The sequence below is a fragment of the Terriglobia bacterium genome (genome assembly GCA_020073205.1).
Classification (GTDB): Bacteria; Acidobacteriota; Polarisedimenticolia; order Polarisedimenticolales; family JAIQFR01; genus JAIQFR01.
In genome coordinates, this window is sequence record JAIQFR010000039.1 from 14,523 (window position 1) to 36,136 (window position 21,614).

The window sequence follows — 21,614 nt, forward strand, 5'->3', positions numbered from 1 at the left end:
CGAGAGAAGCGAGAGACGTCGTAGACGAGGACGAATCGCCATGCTCGGCCCGGGGCCTGCGCGTCGGCGAGCATCTTTCTGAATCCCGCACGCGCGTCAACCGAGGCTCCAGAGATTGCGTCGTCCTCGTACCACCCGACGATCTCGAACCCGTGGTCGGCCGCGTGCTTCTCGATGGCACGGCGCTGGTCGCTGATGCTCTGGTCCTGCCTATCCGTCGAGCGACGGACGTACGCCACCGCGCGGCGAGCGCCGACGATGGCATCGGCGGCGGTTCTAGGCGGCTTCATCACCAGGATCAGGGCGTGTGTGGGCCCGAAGTTCAAGGACTTTCGTATTCGGCACAGGTTCGGCTGCGTGGGCGCGAAGCATCAATCGCGCGAGGGTCCGAAGCGCGAGGTCGACCCGGGCAGGGGAGGAGGCCTCGCTTTCGACTTCCACGATCTTCATGGCGGTGCCGTCGTCGCTGGCGAGCGTCGTTGGCGGTGTGGCGAGCCGCAGGCCCGACGATCGCCCCGTGGGCGGCCTGGGCGGCCCCTGGTGCGCCCGGCGGCGGGTCCTAGCCACGTGGCGCCCCGGCGCGCGGACCACCGCCATTCGTCCCCGCCAAGCCGTCAATTGCTCCACAGCCGATGGTGAGGCGATGCCCGTGTAAATCACCGAATTTCGGCCTGAATTGAGTGGATTCGTCGCGCAGAGAAGCGCATTGATGATGGTGCAAACGGAGGAAAACACAATGCGAGACGCCACGAAGAAGGCCACCACCACGGACCAGAAGATCGATTCCTTGAAGCCCGGCGGAACGATCGAGTTGTCCCGAAACGACCGGGGTGTGAGGGTCGTGGCGGAGCGCTCCGGAGACGGCGAGCGCGTGCGGATCGTTCGGATCTACGCGGACGGCGAAAGGGTCCTCGGGTTCGTGGTCATGCTCAATCAGCGATGGTAGAGGGGACCCACCATGGCCAAGATCATCAGCCCGATTCCACGCCAGCAACCACACGACCTGAGGCCGGGCGAGGGGTTCGATCCCGCATGCCTCTACATCAGCGACAGCGGCGCCGTGTACTGCGGGGCGCATGTCGGAACGGAAGCGTCGTTCACGCCGTGGGCGTGGAGCTGCCTCGGGTTGGGGCCGACGTTCACTAACCCCGACGACGGCATCGTGTTCTCGTGCGAGACGTGCCATCACCGCGGCTTCCACGCCGGGCGCTGACCTGTGGACGACCGCTGCGAGATCACCAGGTGCCGGGCCGAGGCCGACTTGAGCTACCTCGGTCACAGCATCTGCACCACCCACTGGAATGAATTCACCGCGGACGACGCGCCGCCCGACGCCTTGAGGATGGCCCTCGGGATCGAGGCGCCCGCGTCCACCGCGACGGAGGTTGACATGTCCGAGACCAAGAAGAGCGAGACGAAGGTCGCGAAGAAGGGCAAGGCCGAGAGGAAGGGGAAGCCGCCCAAGGCCCCGAAGGCTCCGAAGAACGAAGGGCCGCTCGTAACATTCGCGATCCGGATTCACCCCGAACACGCCAGGGCCATTCACGCTGCGGCGGGCCCGAGACGAGGGTCGGCGTTCGCCCGGGAGGTTCTCGTGTGCGCCGCGAACGGTGACCTCAAGGGCGTCCAGGCCGCCATCGACGCCGGGATCGAGGCCACCAAGGGCGCGTAGACCGACCCCGCCGCGCCACCTGGGCCCGCCGGAATCCCACCGAGCGGGCCCTCTCTTTAGGCCCCATCTTGGGGCCCTTTTGTGCCCAGTTTCGGGGGCCTCCACGAGGGTGAAGGCGCGGAACGGCGCGCTATTCATGCCGACCCCCCCCTACCCCGAAACCCTCGGCCGCGCGCGTTCGACGGGCGACGCGGACCTTCGAAGAGGTTCCAGGGTTCCTGACCGGCTACCCCCCTGGTTGCCCGCGTGGCGCGCCTGGTGGCGCGTGGTGGGGCGGTTGGGGGCAAGGGAAAGCCTCCGGGCGTGCGGCTGCGGTGGGCGAACGGCGTACGACTCGACCCAGCACGCGAAAGCCGCTCGGGTCCGGACGAGCATCGAGCGATGCCTCTCCGGAGGGTTCGGATAGTTCGGATAGTTCCCATGGTTCGCGGACACACGCGCGCGCGCATGAGTGCTTATGCGAGAAAACCCTCCGAACCCTCCGAACCCTCCGGAACGTTGGGGGCGGCTCATATCGCAATCCCCAGCCAGACGACGCAGCTGGTCTTCTTGTCCTTGCCTTTGGAGAACCCGCGTTCTGCCAGGAGTCGTCCGAAGAGGGTTTGGGTCATCGGGTCCCCGCCGAGGTTCGACTTGTGCCAGCTGGTGTAGCTCTCGTAGAGGTTCTTGGCCGGCGCGCAGGCTTGTGGATCCAGTCGGCAGGTCGAGAGGTAGTCGCCGAGGGTGTCCGACTCGTTCCTGTAGTTTGCGGTGGCGTCCACGACGGGCGCCGGGGGTGCGAGTCCCATCGATTGCCAGTCGAGGGCTCCCTGGACGAGCCATCGGAGGATGCCAGGAGCCTCGGCAAGCAGCTTCGTCCGGAGTTGGGTGTCTTGCTCGTTCTTGGGGATTTGCACCGTCCAAGGGACGAGGTGGACACGGCGCCATATCCCGTCATCGGTGCCGCGAATGATCGGCTTGCTGTTCGTTCCGAGAAACACGGTGTGGGTTGGCTCGTACTCCCAGAAGTCCTCTTTCATCCTGCGGGCTTTCAGGCGGTCGCCTCCGGTGAGGTGCTTCACGAGTCCTTCGGACAACCGGGCGCCGGCGTCCAACTCGTGGGTGTAGACGAACCGCTTTCCACGGAGATCAGCGAACGCGGTCGGGTGCGTGTCCTTCCTCTCGTGCACCAGGAGGTGGTGCGGCATCACGCCGGCGTAGTCCGAGCCGATGGTGCCGTGGATCGTGCCGGTCAGCGTGCTCTTGCCGTTGGCCCCGCGGCCGTAAAAGACCGCGAGGATCTCCTCTTGCACCGTCCCGGTGATCGCGTAGCCGAGAAGTCGTTCGAGGTAGAGGATCAGGGAGACGTCGTTGTTGAAGATGCGAAGGAGAAACCGCTCCCACGTCGGCGCCTTTGCCGTGGGATCGTAAGGCGTCGCGCACAACTTCGTCAGCAGATCCTCGCGCCGATGCGGACGCAGCGTGCCGTTCCGCAAGTCCACGGTCCCGCTCGGCGTGTTCAAGAGCCATCGGTCGCGGTCCAGATCTGTGGTCGCGACGGGGATGTTGGGCTCAGATCGCGCAAGACTCAGTGCGGCCCTGATGCAGTTTTCTTTCTCGCACTTCAGCGCGAAGGCGACGGCCTTCGCCCGCTGGCCCGCGTGCGGCTCCGCTCCGGCTTCCCGGTAGAGCGTCCGCACCGTGTCCTTCGCCAGCCGCCAGAGATTCGCGCCAGCGTCGTGTTCCCAGCGGGTCCCGGACCAGGCGTACCACTTCTTCCACTCGAAGCAGTAACGCACGCTGGCGCCGTGCTGCCTGACAATTCGCTGGGCGAGTCCTAGCTCGGTCAGGTGTGCCTCGTTATCCTCCTCAACAGCGGCCTTCGCGTCGCTTGTGGGCTCGGGTCGAAGACCGAGCCAGTCCCTTGCCTTCGTCACTACAGGCTTGCCGAGCAGCTCGGCCAAGGTCGGCACCCCAGTCGTCGGGATGCCTTGCTTCATGCGTCTCGCGGTCGCGCGAACATCGTCCGCTCGCAGGCCTGCCTCTTCGTCTCCTGCTGCCCGAGCGACGGATGTGGTGAATTCGGCCGCCCGGTCCTCGCTCCATCCAGCCCGTAGAAGCATCCCGCCGAGCGCGTTCGCGATATCGTGCCGGGAGCTGGGACCCCTCGGCCAGTGACGAGCGAAGATCGTCGCGCCGGCGAGCATTCGAACGGCTTCGAGCAGCTTGTCCCCGGTAATGTCCAGCGGCTCGAGCGGGCCATCCCAACAGTACTCGTCTCCGTCTGGATGCCGACTCGGGGCCACGACGGTCTGCCGGCCGCTCCCCCGAAGCTCCAGCAACGTGGTCTTATCGGCGTCCACGTCCTTGAACGTGGCGTTGCTCGGGATGGCTCCCACGACACGGAACCACCAGTGCGAGCAATGTCGCTTGAACCGCCCTGACCGCATGCTCGTGGGCGGGAGGAAGCTCGGAGCGAGCGCAACGGCCTCCAGGGTGTCGAGATCCACGTCCTCGAGACCGTTCGACGGTTCGCCAGTGAGAATGCCGATATTCGAGCCGTTCTCGAAGTACCTCGGCAGCTCGGCTTCGGTGGTCCTAAATTCCTGCCATCTCCTGCGATTCGGGTCCTTCTCTCCGTGCGGCACCGGGAGCGGCATCCAACCGTGCCGAAAGTAGTCACGGGCGGCGTCGAGCGTGGTGGTCACGGGAGGGTCTTCTTCGGCTTCCATGCCGGCGAGTTCGCTATCAGGTCGCGAACGCTGCGCCCATCGATCAGAAGCACTCCATTGAGCTTCTTCCCCCGCAACATCCCGTTCTTGAGTTTTCGGAACACGTCACCCTTCGTGAATGGCGGGCAGAGTTCCTTTACTCGGCACCAGTCGATCACGCGGGCCCCAGTAGCCGTGAACCGCTCGATCCCATCGACCGGATGATTCTCCATGGCGTCACTCCATCAGAAGTAGACCACCGCCGAAAGAGCGTTGGTGCTCCCGTTTCTGCGCGGAAATTGTGCGCGGAAGGGGTCCGTGCAGGTCAGGCGTGTGGGGCGTTCAGCGGCGCTGAGATTGCAACCCGGCGCGCGGCGACGGCAACAGCGGACGCGAGCTTTGAGAAGGCCTTATCGCCGATGGCTTGCCCCGTGGCGTCCAGCACAGCGCGGAGCGCGGTGCGGTAGAGCCTTGAACGCGAGAGAGGTACCTGGTGACGTATCACCACGAGCGCGACAGCGACGGCGAGCACATCGCGGAGAAATTCCTCGCGCCGGCCGCCGGGCGGCGGCGCCGCCAGGAGCCGTTCGCTCGCCTCGCGCCAAGGGGTCAGGTCATCGAGCAGGGGCGTCATCGAGACGTCGATGTATCGGTGCGGCTTGAATCGTTCCATGTTGAGTCGGTGTGCGAGGCCCCAGGACGCGATTTCCTCCGCCAAACCCTCGACGCGCCGAAGTGCATCGCGCAGCCGCTCCCACTCGCGGCGGGTTCTTTCACCGGCGCGCGGGACTCGCGCGATCTCAAGAGGCTTCGACTCGAGCCGGTGCCACTGAATCAGCACCTCCAGGTCTCGCCGGAGCCTCGGGAATGCGCCCAGTTCCTCAAGCGGCTTGCTTTGGGCTGCGTCGAACGTGAAGGGCGCGTTCAGGACGTCAAGGCGAGCGTTGTACATTCTCTCGTCCACGTCCATCGCGGCGATCATCGATCTATTCGTGGTCTGTGCTCGTTCCTCCGCGATCTTGCGGAGTGTCCATGTCGCGTCCGGCTTCCATGTTTCCCATGCTGCCGGCATCGCATCAAGCTCGGCTACCACGTGCGCCGCATATTGGGCGGACTTCATCGTGACGCCATGTGAGCGAGTTCGCCTCTTGCGTGCAAGGGGCTCCGGAGGGTCGGTGCGGCTAGACATACCCGCCTCCCGTGGCGGTCCCGATTCAGAAATGGGGCCCGGCTGCCGGCTCGGGAAGGCCAGCCCCGTGGCCACGGGTGCCGGGCCCACATCAACCTCGATTGTATCTCGCTTCTCGACCTGACAAAGTTTCCAAAGCGTGGGAGCAAGCCCACCCGCTGCTGTTCACGGCTGGACAATCCCTTGACCTGCGAGCCATTTATTGTGACAATGCACCCGTCAAGGACGCCCGAGACACACAGCCCGCCCCTTCCTGTACAGGGGGAGGGGGCGGGCTTTCGTTTTGCACGGAGAACGTAGGGTGCCGACTCGACCTGCCAAGCCCTGCCGCTGGCCTGGATGCCCCGCGCTGACCCATGAGAGGTTCTGCCCCGAGCACCAGCGCGACGAGTACCACCGGCAGGACGCGAACCGGCCTGGGACGAAGGAACGCGGCTACGCGGGCGGGTGGTTTGTCCTGCGGCAGGAGATCCTGCGACGCGACCAGCACGTGTGCCGTGCCTGCGGTGGCCACGCGACGGACGTCGACCACATCGTACCGAAGCGGGCCGGCGGGACGGATGATCCGAAGAACCTGCAGGCGCTCTGCCATGCCTGCCATTCAGCCAAAACCATGCGGGAGAGCGTAAATCCGAGGACGGCGATGGGGTAAGCACAAGCGGGGGTAGCGCTAGACAACGTTGAGATTCCGCCCGCTTCCAGGAAGGAGGGGCCAGAAGCGGGCTGAAAAGGGGTCAGGACGAATGCAGATCGACCACCTGTCCACTTCCGACCTGGCCGGAATGGCCGCCCCCTACAACCCTCGAAAGATCTCCGACCACGACCTGGACGCCCTCCGTCGGTCCCTGCGGTTCTTCGGCACCGTCGAGCCGGTGGTGGTCAACCGGCGCTCCGGCCACATCGTGGGCGGCCACCAGCGGGTCAAGGCGGCCGAGGCCGAGGGGATCGACACGCTCCCGGTTGTCTACGTCGAACTCGACGACCCGTCCGAGCGGCAGCTCAACCTCGCGCTCAACCGGATCCACGGCGAGTGGGACGAGGAGAAGTTGGCTGCGGTCCTCGCCGAGCTGGAGCAGGTCGGTGCCGACCTCGACCTCACCGGCTTCACCGCCGAAGAGATCGACCAGCTAGTCCACGGCGGCGACGTCCCGGCGGACGGCCTGACCGACCCCGATCAGATCCCGGAGCCTCCTGACGAGCCTGCCACGCAGCGGGGCGACCTGATTATCCTCGGGACGCACCGGCTGCTTTGCGCGGACAGCGCCAACCCGATGAACGTGGAGTTGCTTCTTGGGGATGAGCGGATCCACCTCGTCAACACGGATCCGCCGTACAACGTGAAAGTGGAGCCCCGGTCGAACAACGCCATCGCCGCGGGGCTCGTCACGAAGGGCAACGTACCGGGAGGAAGAGGTCACCACCAGGCCCTCGACCTCGCGAGGCACCCGGAGAAGGCGCATCCGACAGGAAAGATGCGGGCCCGCGATCGGGTCCTGGAGAACGACTACCTGCCGCCCGAGGAGTTTGCCGGGAAGCTCCGGGACTGGTTCAAGAACATGGCGAACGCGCTCGAGCCCGGGAGGTCGTTCTACATCTGGGGCGGATACGCGAACCTCCTGAACTATCCGTCGGCGTTCCTCGACGCCGGGCTCTACTTCTCCCAGGGCATCATCTGGGACAAGCAATGGCCGGTGCTGACCAGAAAAGACTACATGGGCGCGCACGAGTGGTGCTTCTACGGCTGGCGTGAGGGTGCCGCGCACTACTTCAACCCGGAGATCACGAACGCCCAAGACATCTGGCGGGTCCGCAAGGTCGCTCCGCCGGCGATGATCCATCTCACGGAGAAGCCGGTCGAGTTGGCCGAACTCGCGATGACCTACTCGTCGAAGCGTGGCGAGCACGTGCTCGATCTATTCGGGGGCTCCGGCTCCACCCTCATCGCAGCCGAGCGCCTCGGGCGCCGAGCATTCCTGATCGAGATTGACCCCGCCTACTGCGACGTCATCGTCACCCGGTGGCAGGACTTCACGGGCAAGAAGGCCGAAGGCTGGCGAGGTAACGAGTGATGGGCCGCCGCGGACCGCCGCCCAAGCCGACCGCGCTCAAGGTCCTCGCCGGCAACCCGGGAAAGAAGCCGCTCAACCGGAGCGAGCCGAAGCCTCAGCAGGGGACGCCGCACTGCCCGGCGTGGCTGTCCCCCGAGGCCAGGAAGGTCTGGAGACGGCTCGTCCCGCAGCTGCGCGTGATGCGGGTCCTGACGCCGGTCGACGCGGACGCGCTCGCCGCCTACTGCCACACGTTCGTGGGCTGGCGGGCTGCCGAGGAGTTTCTGTCAAAGCACGGCATGGTCTACCCCATCCGCGACGACCAGAACCGGCTCAAGTGCATGCAGCAGTTTCCCCAGGTCGCGATCGCCCGGAACCTCCTGCTCGTCCTCCGGGCGTACCAGCAGGAGTTCGGCCTGACCCCGGCGTCGCGATCCCGCATCGCGATCCATGACGAGCCGGATCGATCGAGCGACGCGTATCGATGGCTGGCGTAAGCAAGCGGGCCAAGCGGGCAGGGGAGTACTGGTTCGACGAGGAGGCGGCCGACCTCGCCGTCACCTTCTTCCCCCGGTTCCTCGAACATGTGAAAGCCGAATGGGCTGGCCAGCCCTTCGAGCTGGACGAATGGCAGAAGGCGAGGATCGTCCGGCCGCTGTTCGGGTGGAAGCGACCCGACGGCACGCGACGGTACCGTACGGTCTACGTCGAGGTACCCCGGAAGAACGGGAAGTCCACCCTGGGCGCCGGGATCGCCCTGATCTTGCTCTACGCCGACCACGAGCCGGGTGCCGAGGTCTACTCCGCCGCGGCGGATCGCGACCAGGCCGCGATCGTTTTCGACCTCGCAAAGACCATGGTCCAGGCCTCCCCGGACCTGTCCAGGATCTCTGAGGTGTATCGCCGAAGCATCGTCGTCCCGGGGACCGGCTCGGCCTACCACGTACTCAGCGCCGAGGTGGGGACCAAGCACGGAAAGAACGCGCACGGCGTCATCTTCGACGAGCTGCACGCGCAGCCGAACCGGGAGCTGTGGGATGTCCTCACGACCTCGACGGGGGCCCGCCGGCAGCCGGTCGTCCTCGCGATCACGACGGCCGGCTACGACCGGGAGAGCATTTGCTGGGAGCTGCACGACTATGCCTGCAAGGTGCGGGACGGGGTCATCCGGGACGACTCGTTCCTGCCCGTGATCTACGGCGCGGCCCTCGAAGAGGACTGGCGCGACCGGGAGGTGTGGCAGCGGGTCAACCCGGGCCTCAACGTCTCGGTGAAGCTCGACTACCTCGAGCAGGAGGCGCGCAAGGCCGCCGAGACGCCCTCGTACCAGAACACGTTCCGGCGGCTGCACCTGAACCAGTGGACCCAGCAGAACACGCGCTGGATCGATCTGACGGTCTGGGACGCGTGCGGTGGTGCCGTGGACCCGGAGGCACTTCGCCGCCGCGAATGCTATGCCGGGCTCGACCTATCAACCACGACCGACATCGCCGCGCTGGTGCTTCTGTTCCCGCCCGTCGACGGCGACAACCAGTTCCACGCTCTCCCATTCTTCTGGGTGCCGGAGGAGACGGTCGCGAAGCGTTCCAGGCGGGACCAGGTGCCGTACGACGCCTGGGTCCGGGACGGGTTCATCGAGGCCACCGAGGGCAACGTCGCCGACTACGACGTGATCCGCAAGTGGATCAACGAGCTGGCGGCACGCCACGATCTCCGGGAGGTCGCGGTCGATCGCTGGAACGCGAGCCAGATCACGTCGCAGCTCGTAAGCGACGGGATCACGATCGTCCCGTTCGGCCAGGGCTTCCGGGACATGTCGGGGCCGACCAAGGAGCTGGAGAAGCTGTTGCTGTCGAAGCGGCTGCGGCACGCCGGGAACCCGGTTCTTCGTTGGATGGCCGACAACGTCTCGGTGAGGCAGGATCCCGCGGGAAACCTGAAGCCGGACAAGGCGAAGAGCACGGGCCGGATCGACGGGATCGTGGCGCTGATCATGGCCCTCGGGCGGGCGATCGTGCAGTGCGGCGCGGGCGAGGTGAGGATCTGGGGCCTCGAGGGTTGAACTCGCCGGCGTGCCGGGTGCGGTCTGGGGCCCGCTTGAAAAGCTCCGCGGCTGTTCGGTTGGATCGCGCCGATTAGTGGTCGGACCGTAACCATCTCAAGATGCAACCGTGGAAGAGAGCCCGGCGCAGAAATTCGCCTTCTCGCCTGCGGGCTCCAAGCGAGCCGCGCTGGCGCACACATCCGTGTTGCCGGTCGGCCCAACAGGATCAGGCCGGAGCCGCCAGCTACAGCGGGATCGGCGGGAACAGCGGCACGCAGTGCCCAGCACCCGCACACGCCGCCAGGCACGTGTTGCAGTAAACCCTCCCGTTATCGCAGAGGACGGGGGAGCAATACATCGGGCAGATCCCGCACTTCGCCATCGCGGGCGTCGACGTCGTGGCAACCAGAGCCACCGTCCCGACGAGCACAGCGAACACGGCGAGCATGATCATGCAGGCAGCGAGCATTCTCTTCATGGGGCTCCCCTCCACGTGAAAGAAGTAGACGATGAGCATACACCCATCGGAGACTTGGCAAATCCAGGCGCCTCCTGTGTTACGATCGGCTTCTCGCAGAAGGGAAGACCCGTGGTGTTCCGTCGCCTGCACCTACTTATCTTCGCATTCTTGGCGATCCGAGTTTCCTGGGCCCAAGGCGCCTCGAGATCAGCGTTCGATATCAACGTGACGAGCGTTTCCCCGGCTGTTGTTGAGAGCGCGTTGGGACAAGTCTGCCCGGGAGGCAACATCGTAAGGTCGGCGGATGGAACGCCAGCGGGCTGCGGCAGTTGCCCGACGACCACGGCATTCCGAGACGAGCACGGCGAGGGATTCAAGTGGACACTCGACCGAGCGACCGTCGGACATTTCACCTCTCCACACGCTGACGACGTAGTCCTTTCGGGAACGGGCTGCGAACCTCACTCCTTGAACTTCGGGGGAAGCTTCGTCTTCACGCTCGAGGCGGTGCGTCTGAGATTCCTGACATACGAGGAGGGGCTTCTCACGGACCGCTGTCATGATCTCCGCTTCACGGACGGTAGGAACTTCCTCGTCTGCGAAAGGGGATGGGGAGGACAAGGGTGGTCCTTCGACTCTGTCTTCTTTGTCGCCTTCTCCGCCGACGGCAAAGCGAACGTCTCGCCTGTTCTCACGACAGACGACTCGACGGAGACGTGCGGCTTGGATGCGGAAGGTGAGATTGCGGGACCGGTGCGACGGTCAGCAATCAAGTCGGCAGAGTTTCCCGATCTGAACGGCGATGGACTCGCCGATCTCTCGATTACCGCCACGCTTGGTTTGAAACGGCTTACGAAAGCGGAGCGAGAGGCATGTCTGAAGGCGTCGTACGACTCACGGGCGGAGATAATGGCGAAGGTGGCCTCGGCACGGGAGTACCGAATCGACTTTGTTTTCGACGGCGAGAAGTTCCAACCGACGCCGAAGAGCGCCAAGACGCTGGCATTGTTCCCGAAACCGCGCTAGGAACTAAGGTGCATCGGACAATGGATGTACTCCGATCTCGCACACTCTTGACGTAGGGGATCCACCATGCCGAACCGCGCCCGCAACCCGTTCACGAAGCACATCCGCATCATCCGCCAGTCCCTCGCCGCAATCGACCGGTCGCTCGGGCGGCTCGTCGCGCTCACTGACGGTGCGGGCCTGGGCGGCTCGTCGGAGGACGTGCCAAAGAAGCGCAAGCTGGGGCTGTCGCCCGAGCGCCGCGCCGCCCTCAAGCTCCAGGGCCAGTACATGGGCTACCTGCGGAGCCTCAAGCCCAGGCAGAAGGCGCAGATCAAGGCGGTGCGGGTGGAGAAGGGGATTCGCGCGGCGATCGCGATGGCGAAGAGGGTGGCGACGGGTTAGGCCCAAGAAGGAGCGGCCCTCCGACGTGAAGGCGTCCGATGAATTCGTAGCTGGTCCTTCTCAGCATTGTCTCGTTGTTCGCGGCGATTTCCCGGGTCGTCGAAAACGCTCACAGCAACACGTCCGTGTCGACGATCGCGAAACGTTGTGGTCTCGAGACGCGGAGCTTTGCGGACCACTCCACAGGATGGGAGGCACGCCCGTGCGAAGGGGACCAAGCGCGATCAGCCGGTATCGAGCACTTCTGTTGGCGGTCGGGACGATCGCGTGGGCCGGGTGCAGTTGTTCTTGGGCCATTCGAAGTGGCTCACCACGTTCGGATTTGGGTCCTATATTGCGGCGGGGAACTGGGCTAGAATCGTGAGGTGGCAGCTAGCCAGCCGGTCAGCAACGTGAAAGCCTCTCGTCATCTGCGGATGCAGTATGCGGGTGGCTTGGTCAAACACCTCGGCCTGTCCATGTACCGAGGCTCGGTCCCCGCACTTGCCGAACTTATATCCAACTCCTGGGACGCGGATGCCAGGAAGGTGGTCGTGAAGATCCCTTTCGGCGTTGGCATGAAGGACCAACGAATCGAGGTCGCTGACGATGGCCGCGGAATGACTTGGGATGAAGTGCAGAGGGCATATCTCGTCGTCGGACGCGACCGCCGGAAGGCTGAAGGGGAGAAGACGCAGGTCGGCCGAACCGTGATGGGTCGGAAGGGCTTGGGCAAGCTTGCGGGGTTCGGCATCGCTCGAGTTGTAGATGTACGGACAGTACGATCAGGACGGGTCACGCATTTCCAGATGGACTTCGAACAGATGACTAAGGGTGGTCAGGCCGAGCTCGTCCAAAGTTACGAGCCCTCGGTCATCGAGGACGGCGAGACGAGCGAGCCGAACGGGACACTCGTTCTCTTGACCGACCTGCAAATCACGCGGCCGATAGACGAGGACGATTTCCGCGAGTCCATGTCGCGGAGGTTCTCGATCCTCGGCAAGGGCTTCCGGGTCGAAATCAACGGAAAGGTCCTGGAAACCTACAGCCCGCCCCTGCAGTTTCGATTCGAAGGACCGAACGGAGGATGGGAGGACGTGCCGGGTGTAGGTGGTGTGAAATGGTGGATAGGATTCACCGAAAAGCCCATCCGTCGCGAGAACGCACGCGGCGTCAGCATCCTCGTTCGGGACAAGATGGCACAAACTCCCTTCTTCTTCGACCTCTCGGGCGGGGCCCATGGACAAGCCGGGATGCAGTACATGACGGGAGAAGTCTGCGCTGACCAGCTTGATAGCGAGCGGGACTTTGTCGGTACTGACCGCCAGGGGATCGTCTGGACGGAGCCTCTCCCCGAGGCGTTGCTAAAGTGGGGGCAGGCCAAAATACGGGAGAGGCTGAGCGAATGGGCCGAACTCCGCGTGCAAACCAACGAGAAGCGTCTGGAGGCGACGCTCACGAGTCTGGACAAGCGGGTCGGGGAACGAATCTCTCGACTCCGACCGGTCGAACAGAAGGAAGCCCGCGAGGTCATACGCAAGCTCGCCTCCATCGAGAGCATGACCGACGATCCTGATCGAGCCCGAGAGCTGCTGGACCTCGTTCTGCGCGCCTTCGAAGACAGCTCCTTTTTCGCCCTCGTCAAAGCCCTCGGACAGGCCGATCAAGCGGAGCGAGATCAGGTCCTGAAGCTCGTAACAGAACTTGATGTTTTTGAAACGGTGAAGCTCGCCGAGGTCGTGCGTGCTCGCGTGGAAGTGATCCGAAAGTTCCAGGAGATGATCGAGAAGGACGTCCCTGAGAAGCCAGACATGCAGAACTTTCTATTCCAGCATCCGTGGCTCATCGATCCGGAATGGCTCGTCGTAGATCATGAAAAGGGGCTCGAAACACTTCTCGTTGAGCATTTCGGGCTTGACAGATCGGCTGATCCAGACTCGGACAGGCGAGTGGATTTCTTCTGCGTCTCGAGCCGCGGCCGGTATTTGATCGTGGAAGTCAAGCGACCGAGTAAGGTAATCGGCCAGAACGAAATTGTCCAGATCATCAATTACTTGGGATACCTAAGACAGCAGGCGCCAGGTCAGCCAGGACAACCCAATCGTTACGAGGGAGTCCTGGTCGGGCATCACATTTCCCCTGACGCTGGAGTCAGATGGAGAGAAACCGCTGCGAAGGAAGGCATCACCGTGCGTACCTGGACAGAACTCCTCGATGTCGCCGAGCGCATTCACAGGGAATTCCTGACGGCCGTCAAGCGACGTGTGCCAGAGGATGCCCGAATTCAGAGCCTCCCGCCGCTCGGGGAAGCAGAGGCGGTTGAGTGAGAGCAATAAACGGTCGGCCGTTCACGGCAATCGATCTCTGCTCCGGGCCGGGTGGGGTCACGACGGGTTACAAGGCTGCAGGAATCCGAGTCCTGGCGGCACTGGACATCGACAACGATGCGCGGGCCACGTACACCGCAAACCATCCTGAAGTGAAGCTGCTCGCAGATGACCTGCTGAAACTAGACCCGTCGACTCTCCTCCAAGAGACCGGGCTGGAGCCTGGCGAGTTGGACATCCTGACTGCATGCGTACCGTGTCAGACCTTTTCGTCGCTGGCTCGGGAGATGTTCGCGCGGGACCCAAGGAATAAGCTTGTGCTACGGATTGCTCGCGTCGTGGCAGTGGTACAACCGCGGGCCGTCGTGATAGAGAACGTCCCGGCGCTTCGGCAAAATCGGCGCTTCAAGCTATTGGTCTGTCGTCTGCGAGAATATGGCTACGGAATCTGGCACGACATTGTTGACGCGGCGGATTTCGGGGTGCCTCAGCGCAGGCGTCGACTTGTGCTAATCGCGATCCACGGCGCGAGCGATGACAACGTACCACAGTTGGTGCCTCGCAACCCGCGGCTTCGAGGTTTCCGTCGGCGCCGTACGGTGCGTGATGCGCTCCGGCTTGCGCGACGCGGGAGATGCGAAGACAGCTTGGCTCGGCCACGAACGGACTATCCCGTGCTCGTCGCGAGGCGGATTAGGTCCATTCCCGTGAATGGAGGCAGCAGGTCCAGTCTTGACGACGACCTCGAATTGGAGTGTCATTCGAGAATCAAGCAAGGTGGGGCCGCCAGTTCGTACGGTCGGATGAAGTACGATGATGTCGCTCCCACGCTAACAACGAGATGCGTGACTCCGGCATGCGGTCGATTCCTCCACCCTCGCGCAAACCGGGCCATCACGCTGCGGGAGGCGGCCTGCCTTCAGACGTTCCCTCTGGGTTATGTGTTCAAGGGCGGGACGATGGCAGTGCAGTCACAGATCGGGAATGCAGTGCCGCCGCGGCTATCGCGAGCGATCGCCGTGATTGTGAGCGACGCATTGGCTAAGAGGGGCGATCGCATTCGTGAGCCTTCGCGTACTTCCGCTCGAGCCCCTGTAGCTGGGTCGCGAGTGCCTCGACGGTAGAGGCCCGCAAGCGACATTCCCAGAGTGTTACGACTCTCCAGCCCAACGACCGAAGCTGTCGCTGGGTTCTTCGGTCGCGCGAACGATTGTTTTCGATCTTCGCTATCCAGAATGCTCGGTTCGTTGTGGGAAGCCTACCACGCTTGCAGCGGTGGCCGTGCCAGAAGCAACCATGAACGCGCAGCACCATGCGGAAGTCGACCAGCACGATATCTGGGCAGCCCGGAAGATCTTTGACGTGCATTCTGAATCGCCAGCCGAGAGCACGGACCGCGCGCCGGACGTGGATTTCAGGCTCTGTTCCGTGGCGCCGGACTCTGGACATCCGATAGTGCGTCGCAGTCGGGACGGGCCTCAAGATGGGCGATCTCGTCGTTCCAAGATCGGAGCCCACGGCATGGTCCGGCGCGAGTCGTGCCGATTGATCGCGCCGGTGACGCACTCTTTCCTCCGAACGGTCCTGTCCGCTACGCCGAAGCCAGGACTGAACTGCTGAATGATACCGCGAACCGTGACATCAACCTTGGACCCCTCGAACCTCTCCGGGCGGTATCTTCTTGGTCTCGCTCGCGTGGCAAGCCTTGTCGGCCGGCTCTGATGTCGCTTCGTTGCGCGCCCGGAATTCCCTATGACCCGCCTTGCCGCCAACAGCGATGAAGGTCGCACAGAATCGCGCCCATTTCCGTGCGGTTCATGCCGAGACCGTACCGCCACTCGGTGGGGCCGCGGAGGGGTGTGGGTTGCCAGGAAGCAACCGGGGTACTCGCAATCTCCGCTGGGGTGCAAGGCGGTCGTTGGCATATGGGTGACGGTGCCCTCTTTTCCTGCTCGACCATGGCCTTCACGTCCTTCCCGGTCCGCCACGACTCGCCCGCTCCGCCCTCCTTCACCGCCTTGACGTGGTCGATCACGTAGCCGGGGCAGCGGGCGGTGGGCATCGGCAAGCGGACAATCCCCATCCCATTCCTTGCCAAGTCGGAAATCGCTGACGCGATTTCGCTTGACTCGCGCCTCCCCGACCCGTATCCAACATTCCTGCACGCATTCGGGGGGCTCCCATGCGCAAGGTAGTTGTGTCTCTCGCGATCACGCTGGCCGCGGTGTGGCAGGCCGTGCCTTCCGCTCTGGCCCGCGATCTGACCTTCGAGGAACGCGTCAAGGCGCAGGAGGCGATCGATCGCGCCTACTACTCCTTTCTGGATCAACGCGCACAGCCCTTTGAGAAGGCAGTGACCCGGAATGCGTTGGAAAGGAAGGTGCACACGTATCTCAAGCAGTCGGCGGTTCTCGCGCGGTTCTGGCGAACCCCCGTGACAGCCGAGGCGCTCCAGAAAGAGATGGAACGCATATCCCGGAGCTCGGGAATGCCCGACCGCCTGCGGAAGCTGTACGCCGCTTTGGGGAACGACCCCTTCCTGATTCAGGAGTGCCTCGCGAGGCCCATCCTCGTCGATCGTCTCGTGCACAATTTCTTTGCATACGACCCGGCCATTCACGCGGAGCAGCGCTGCCAATCAGAATCGCTCCATGAAGCTCTCTCGAGCGACACGCTGGACGCCTTCAGGCCGGCTCCCGGGCGGACGGAGTTGGAATTCGTGCGCAGAGAGTCCGACGCCGAGGAAAGCGCTTCGAGCAAGGAGGCAGGCGAAGGAGACGGCGCGACGGCTCGACGATTCGAGCTCCCACCCGAGGATTTCGAGCATTTGAAGGGCAGGCTGACGGGCGGCATCGGCTTGCCCGCTCCGATCGAGGAGGAGCGCACGGCGTTCGTCATCGACGTGCTGATCGAGGATGTTCCAGGTTCGCTGCGCTTGGCCCGCTACACGGTGCCGAAGAAGAGCTGGTCCGAGTGGTGGAACGAGGTGGCGCCTTCTCTCGACGAGGCTGCGATCCACGCCGTCGCGACCACCCTCCCTACCGCGGAGGTTCTGGCGGCGCTATCTCCGCGAGCCATCAGTTGCGACCCGGACGGCGTGTGGGACAACGGGTCTCTCGACTTGCTGCCGACCCAACGGATGGAACACACGGCCGTCTGGACGGGCTCTGAGATGATTGTCTGGGGGGGGAGGGGTAGAACCTACCCTCAAGAGCTTGACACGGGTGGCCGCTACGATCCCGTAACGGACACGTGGCGGCACATGTCCACCGCTGGCGCGCCGTCACCTCGTGGTGATCATACCGCCGTTTGGACTGGCACCGAGATGATCGTGTGGGGTGGCTACGGCGGTCTCAACACTGGTGGCCGCTACAATCCAGTCACCGACGAGTGGAAGCCGACCTCTACTGTAAGCGCTCCGGACCCACGCCGTGGCCACACTGCCGCGTGGACCGGTAGAGAGATGATCGTTTGGGGTGGTGGCTTGAACAGCGGTGGTCGCTACGACCCTACCACCGATAGCTGGACGCCGACCGACACGAGGAACGCGCCCTCTTCCGGCCTGGCCATTTGGACGGGCCGTGAGCTTCTCGTCTGGTCAGGCAGCTGTTCATCGGGTCTCCGATACGATCCCTCCACCAACGAATGGACTCCGTTCTCGGCGACCGGCGCGCCGTCCTCTTGCTCGTGCAGCACCTACAGTCTGGCCGTCTGGACCGGCAAGGAGGAGATTGTCTCATGCAGTGGATCGTGGCCGCCGGAGTTCGGAAAATACAACCCCACTGAGAATACCTGGAGTCCCATGGAGAGCCCAGAGGTCGGCGCCAGGGCTCTGGCGTGGACTGCGGACAGAGTCGTTGCGGTCAGCACGCAGGGTATTGCCGCCTATGACCCGGCCGACGGCACTTGGGGGCCGACGTCACCGTATTGTCTGGATAACGGCCTGTGGGACCCGAGCACCGTTTCGACCGATACCCTAGCAATCGTCTGGGGGGGAGGCGAGAGCGGAGGCCATCTCTATAACAGCGGCTTGCGGTACGATCCACGCACTGGGAGTTGCACCAGAACGTCCACGCTGAACGCTCCGCACTCAATGGCTTGGCCGGACGACAATAGGGCGGTCTGGGCCGGGTCGGCGATGGTCACCTGGGGCGGATGGGGCACCCCGACCCGCGTGGATCGCTACGATGTCACGACGGACTCGTGGTCCTCCGTGTCTGCCCCGCTGGCTGGCAGCGTCGTGTCTGCCGACGGACAGGTCATCTGGTGGGATGGCACGACGGGCGGACGCTATGACCCGGTAAGCGACTCGTGGCAGCCTGTCTCGACGGCCAATGCCCCCCAAAACCCCCAGGTCCTCGTGTCGACAGGGACGAGTGTAGTGGCTCTGAGCTCGTGGTCCGGTGGCGTTTATGACCTCGCTACGGATTTCTGGACCCCGATACCAGTCTCCGGACCCCCTCCGTGCACGGGATTCGCACTCTGGGCGGGCGATCGCGTCATGCTGTGGTGCCACTCGGAGGGTGCATGGTTCGACTTCGAGACATATGCGTGGCAGCCGATCCCACCGCCCCCCGGTCCGACGCTGGAGTATGACAGGGTTGTCTGGACCGGAGCAGAGATGATCCTGTGGGGGGCTGTTTCAAAAGGCCAGGGCGAGTATGAGAGCGACGGCTACCGATTCGCGCCATCGACGGGAACTTGGACTCACGTGTCGCAACTCGACGCGCCGTCGGGCCGGAAGTACTACTCGATGATCTGGACCGGCAAGGAGGCGGTCGTCTGGGGAGGCCACCATTTGGACTGGGGAACAGACACCGGAGCAAGATACGATCTCGTCACGGACACGTGGACCGCGACGCCCCTTCTCAATGCGCCAACGCCACGCTCCACGCATTCCGCGGTGTGGACCGGCTCGCAGATGATCATATGGGGTGGGAATGCGTACTACATAAACCAGGACTCGCTCAACACCGGCGGCCGGTACGCGCTAGGCCAACTCATGGATCTCGACGGTGACGGTTACAGCGGATGCGAGGGCGACTGTGATGAGACCAATCCCAATGTCCACCCCGGCGCTTCCGAGATCTGCGACGGCATCGACAATGACTGCGACGGGGTCACCGACAACGGCGGCGACGCCCTATGCGACGACGGAGACGCATGCACGGACGACGCCTGCAGCGGGGCGACGGGCTGTGCTCATACGTTCAGGGACGCGATCCCGCCTACGATCATCTGCCCGACCTCGGTGACGGTCGAGTGCCAGGCCAACCTCCAGTCGGTGGTCACCGTGCCTCCCGCGACGGCGACCGATGTCTGCCAGCCGAGCGGGCTGGTAATTGCCAACTCCCACACGCCAAGCGGTGCCGATGCCTCGGGTTACTACCCTCTGGGGACCACGATGGTGAACTTTGCCGCGGCAGACGCCGCGGGGAACCAGGCGACCTGCCAGACCACGGTCACGGTGGGGGACACGATTCCGCCGGTCGTCACAGTGGTTTCCAGTCCTAGCGTGCTATGGCCGCCGAACCACAGGATGGCGACCGCCAACAACACGGTGATGGCCACGGACATCTGCGACCCGAATCCCGCGATCATCCTCATGGCCGTGGCCTCGAACGAGCCGGATGATGCTCAGGGCGGTGGTGACGGCCAGACCACCGACGACATCCAGGGCGCATCGCTCGACACCCCGGACCGCCAGGTCCTGCTCCGCGCCGAGCGCGACGGCGGCGGCTCGGGGCGCGTGTACACCATGACCTATCGAGCATCGGACATCTCGGGGAACGCGACCAACACGCCCTCGATGATCACGGTGCCGCACGACATGAGGGACATGGCGGTCGAGCCGCTGAATCTTCTCATGCAGGACCGCGACAACACCGAGGTGATCTGGGGGCCAGTCGAGGGCGCCCAGCACTACGACGTGATCCGTGGTGACCTGGCGAACCTGAGGGTGATGGGATCGGACATCGACCTGGGTCAGGTGGTGTGCATCGAGCACGCGACGACGAACACCACGACAGTCGGGTACGAGGACACAGAGGTGCCGGAGCCCGGGCACGTGTTCTTTTACGCCGTGCAGTACTTCGACGGCGTCCAGGATAGCTCGTACGGCTCGGAATCGGCCGGCAGGGCCCGCGTCGTCCAGTCCGGCAACGGGGATTGTCAGTAGGCGGTGTGCCGCGCCTGCGACGGTTCGTCCCTCGGGATGCGCGTCATTTAGTCGAGCAGCCCGTGGCTGGCCCTTCCCCCTCGAGCGCGACCGGCGTATGCTGCTGGGCGATAAGCGGGGCTCGCCCTGGAACGACAGACTTGCGTCGACATGGAGATAGAGGTCGGCATGGGCCGCGCCGGTGCCTTCTGTGGCGCACTCGCGACACGATCCGCAGTAGGTACATCATGACGGAATCTGACGACACCCAGCGTCTTCATGCCACAAAGTTCATCGATGATGAGGTGGACGATTTCCTCCGCCTCCTTCAGCGGCAAGACGATCTAGTACCGGAGACCATTCGATTCCACTTGATCACTGAGAGTCAGATTGACCGCCTCCTGTCTCGCGTGCTGCCGCGAGGCAGGAATCTTCTGAAGAAGGCCAGGCTCGGTTACTTCCAGAAGGTTCATCTTCTCGAGTCTCTGGGCTTTACAGATGACGCTACTCTGCTGGTCTTGAGGGTTCTCAATAAGGTCCGGAACGCTTGCGCCCATGACCGCCACCGCACCATTACTCGCGAGGACGTTTGGTCCATCGGCGAGCCTCTAGGGGATCAGTTCAACGCACTCCAGAAGGAACATGGCGATTCCGTAAACACTCTGGCATTGCACGTCTTCGCGGCGGTATTCGGTCGTCTCTCACTCGCGGTCTATCGCGTCGAGCACCCGAACCCTCCGAAAGGCGGGTCACGCGCGTCGTTGGGCGTACTGTGAGGCGGAATGGACTATAACGACGAGCATGCTCTCGAAACCTATAAGTCTCTGATCTCGATATCAACGGAGGCTCTTAAGGCCCTCCAGCTCGTCAATGGCGGCGCCGTCGTGGCGCTGCTCGCATACCTTGGGCAGGCGGCGGACCGGGTTACCCTGGCGGGCCAGGTCAAGTGCCCCTTGGCACTCTTCGTTTCTGGTCTCGTGACCGCGACTGCCGCGTTTATCCCCTCATATCTCACCCAGCTCGCGCTCTACAACGAGGACGTTCACACCGCCCAGTACAAGGGGGTCAAACACCAGAATTGGCTGAACGTCGCGCTGGCACTTGCTCTTCTCAGCCTTGCTGCGTTCGCCTTCGGTGCATTTGGGGCCGTCAGCGCGCTCGCGCATGGTACAGGGAAGTAAAATGTCGGGTGATCGGTCTGGGAGATAGGCAACACCTCAGGCGGGGGGCCCTGGCCCGTGGCTAGGCTCGCCGCGCCTCGCTGCTTCGCGGGGCGCGGGGCAACGCTAGAGTGATGGCTCGGGCTGTAGCGGGGCGAGACCGCACCAGCCGCGCGCTACTTAGCGGGTGGGGCCGCGGCCAGCGTCATGCCATGACGCCGGAAGACGTCCGCCATCTTCGCGCGGTCAGGTGGGCCGCCGGCGTAAGCGGTCAAAAGACGGCGTTCTTCCCATCTCCCTTTGCGTCGGGTAGGAATAGGTGTGCGCCGGATTCCCTGGCGCTGCGACGCCGATGCCGAGGAGGACGGGATGCCCAAGAGCCGCGTCGGACGTGTGCGACGTACCGCGAAACAGTGGACCGAGGTTCTTCGGCGATTCGAATCGAGCGGCGAGGGCTCGCGGCAGTTCTGTCGCCGCG

At 64.0% G+C, this 21,614-nt stretch carries 19 protein-coding genes; 14 read left to right on the forward strand and 5 right to left on the reverse strand.

Translation table 11 applies throughout. The features are described from left to right. The first annotated feature begins 736 nt into the window (after nucleotides 1-736). Genes LAO51_10060 through LAO51_10070 form a run of 3 tightly spaced genes read left to right on the forward strand, consistent with a single transcriptional unit; the run spans nucleotide 737 to nucleotide 1,672 of the window. Entirely contained in the window at nucleotides 737-946 is a 210-nt protein-coding gene (locus LAO51_10060; GenBank protein MBZ5639080.1) for a hypothetical protein, read from the forward strand. Nucleotides 947-958: 12 nt separating this feature from the next. Next, the gene (locus LAO51_10065; GenBank protein MBZ5639081.1) at nucleotides 959-1,213 is read left to right on the forward strand and encodes a hypothetical protein; all 255 of its coding nucleotides are present in this window, start codon (nucleotides 959-961) and stop codon (nucleotides 1,211-1,213) included. 48 nt (nucleotides 1,214-1,261) lie between these two features. Then, nucleotides 1,262-1,672 (forward strand): hypothetical protein, encoded by a 411-nt coding sequence (locus LAO51_10070; GenBank protein ID MBZ5639082.1) that lies wholly within the window; start codon nucleotides 1,262-1,264, stop codon nucleotides 1,670-1,672. Between the two features lie 509 nt (nucleotides 1,673-2,181). Here the strand turns inward: LAO51_10070 and LAO51_10075 are convergent. The 3 genes from LAO51_10075 to LAO51_10085 all read right to left on the reverse strand — a co-directional run bounded on the left by LAO51_10075 (nucleotide 2,182) and on the right by LAO51_10085 (nucleotide 5,344). Beyond that, the gene (locus LAO51_10075; protein ID MBZ5639083.1) at nucleotides 2,182-4,359 is read right to left on the reverse strand and encodes a bifunctional DNA primase/polymerase; all 2,178 of its coding nucleotides are present in this window, start codon (nucleotides 4,357-4,359) and stop codon (nucleotides 2,182-2,184) included. After that, entirely contained in the window at nucleotides 4,356-4,595 is a 240-nt protein-coding gene (locus LAO51_10080) for a hypothetical protein (protein MBZ5639084.1), read from the reverse strand. The genes LAO51_10075 and LAO51_10080 overlap by 4 nt, the downstream gene beginning before the upstream one ends. Nucleotides 4,596-4,687: 92 nt before the next feature. Next, a complete protein-coding gene (locus LAO51_10085) occupies nucleotides 4,688-5,344 on the reverse strand; it encodes a hypothetical protein (GenBank protein ID MBZ5639085.1) in 657 nt (218 codons plus the stop codon). A 508-nt stretch (nucleotides 5,345-5,852) separates the two neighbouring features. Here LAO51_10085 and LAO51_10090 point away from each other — a divergent pair. From LAO51_10090 to LAO51_10105, 4 genes are all read left to right on the forward strand, one after another. Next, a complete protein-coding gene (locus tag LAO51_10090; protein MBZ5639086.1) occupies nucleotides 5,853-6,203 on the forward strand; it encodes an HNH endonuclease in 351 nt (116 codons plus the stop codon). 130 nt (nucleotides 6,204-6,333) lie between these two features. Continuing rightward, nucleotides 6,334-7,620, forward strand: a complete 1,287-nt coding sequence (locus LAO51_10095) for a DNA modification methylase (protein MBZ5639087.1) — start codon at nucleotides 6,334-6,336, stop codon at nucleotides 7,618-7,620. Continuing rightward, on the forward strand, nucleotides 7,620-8,096 hold the full coding sequence (locus tag LAO51_10100) for a phage terminase small subunit P27 family (protein MBZ5639088.1): 477 nt from the start codon (nucleotides 7,620-7,622) through the stop codon (nucleotides 8,094-8,096). The genes LAO51_10095 and LAO51_10100 overlap by 1 nt, the downstream gene beginning before the upstream one ends. Beyond that, the gene (locus tag LAO51_10105) at nucleotides 8,084-9,661 is read left to right on the forward strand and encodes a terminase large subunit (GenBank protein ID MBZ5639089.1); all 1,578 of its coding nucleotides are present in this window, start codon (nucleotides 8,084-8,086) and stop codon (nucleotides 9,659-9,661) included. The genes LAO51_10100 and LAO51_10105 overlap by 13 nt, the downstream gene beginning before the upstream one ends. Before the next feature lie 226 nt (nucleotides 9,662-9,887). On the opposite strand, the gene LAO51_10110 is transcribed toward LAO51_10105, so the two are convergent. Continuing rightward, nucleotides 9,888-10,121 (reverse strand): hypothetical protein, encoded by a 234-nt coding sequence (locus tag LAO51_10110; protein ID MBZ5639090.1) that lies wholly within the window; start codon nucleotides 10,119-10,121, stop codon nucleotides 9,888-9,890. Nucleotides 10,122-10,232: 111 nt separating this feature from the next. Here LAO51_10110 and LAO51_10115 point away from each other — a divergent pair, with 111 nt between their 5' ends. The 4 genes from LAO51_10115 to LAO51_10130 all read left to right on the forward strand — a co-directional run bounded on the left by LAO51_10115 (nucleotide 10,233) and on the right by LAO51_10130 (nucleotide 14,943). Beyond that, nucleotides 10,233-11,129 (forward strand): hypothetical protein, encoded by an 897-nt coding sequence (locus LAO51_10115; GenBank protein ID MBZ5639091.1) that lies wholly within the window; start codon nucleotides 10,233-10,235, stop codon nucleotides 11,127-11,129. 66 nt (nucleotides 11,130-11,195) lie between these two features. Continuing rightward, nucleotides 11,196-11,513 (forward strand): hypothetical protein, encoded by a 318-nt coding sequence (locus tag LAO51_10120; GenBank protein ID MBZ5639092.1) that lies wholly within the window; start codon nucleotides 11,196-11,198, stop codon nucleotides 11,511-11,513. A gap of 434 nt (nucleotides 11,514-11,947) precedes the next feature. Continuing rightward, nucleotides 11,948-13,819: an ATP-binding protein gene (locus LAO51_10125; protein ID MBZ5639093.1), complete on the forward strand. Its 1,872-nt coding sequence runs from the start codon at nucleotides 11,948-11,950 to the stop codon at nucleotides 13,817-13,819. After that, entirely contained in the window at nucleotides 13,816-14,943 is a 1,128-nt protein-coding gene (locus LAO51_10130) for a DNA cytosine methyltransferase (protein ID MBZ5639094.1), read from the forward strand. The genes LAO51_10125 and LAO51_10130 overlap by 4 nt, the downstream gene beginning before the upstream one ends. On the opposite strand, the gene LAO51_10135 is transcribed toward LAO51_10130, so the two are convergent. Then, nucleotides 14,861-15,268: a very short patch repair endonuclease gene (locus LAO51_10135; GenBank protein MBZ5639095.1), complete on the reverse strand. Its 408-nt coding sequence runs from the start codon at nucleotides 15,266-15,268 to the stop codon at nucleotides 14,861-14,863. The genes LAO51_10130 and LAO51_10135 overlap by 83 nt on opposite strands. 733 nt (nucleotides 15,269-16,001) lie before the next feature. Between LAO51_10135 and LAO51_10140 the strand changes: the two genes are divergently transcribed. The 3 genes from LAO51_10140 to LAO51_10150 all read left to right on the forward strand — a co-directional run bounded on the left by LAO51_10140 (nucleotide 16,002) and on the right by LAO51_10150 (nucleotide 21,157). Continuing rightward, the gene (locus LAO51_10140) at nucleotides 16,002-19,997 is read left to right on the forward strand and encodes an HYR domain-containing protein (GenBank protein ID MBZ5639096.1); all 3,996 of its coding nucleotides are present in this window, start codon (nucleotides 16,002-16,004) and stop codon (nucleotides 19,995-19,997) included. Between the two features lie 227 nt (nucleotides 19,998-20,224). Continuing rightward, a complete protein-coding gene (locus tag LAO51_10145; GenBank protein MBZ5639097.1) occupies nucleotides 20,225-20,752 on the forward strand; it encodes a hypothetical protein in 528 nt (175 codons plus the stop codon). 6 nt (nucleotides 20,753-20,758) lie between these two features. Next, nucleotides 20,759-21,157 carry a hypothetical protein gene (locus LAO51_10150; protein MBZ5639098.1) on the forward strand — a complete coding sequence of 133 codons (399 nt, stop codon included), beginning with the start codon at nucleotides 20,759-20,761 and terminating at the stop codon, nucleotides 21,155-21,157. Nucleotides 21,158-21,614 lie beyond the last annotated feature (457 nt).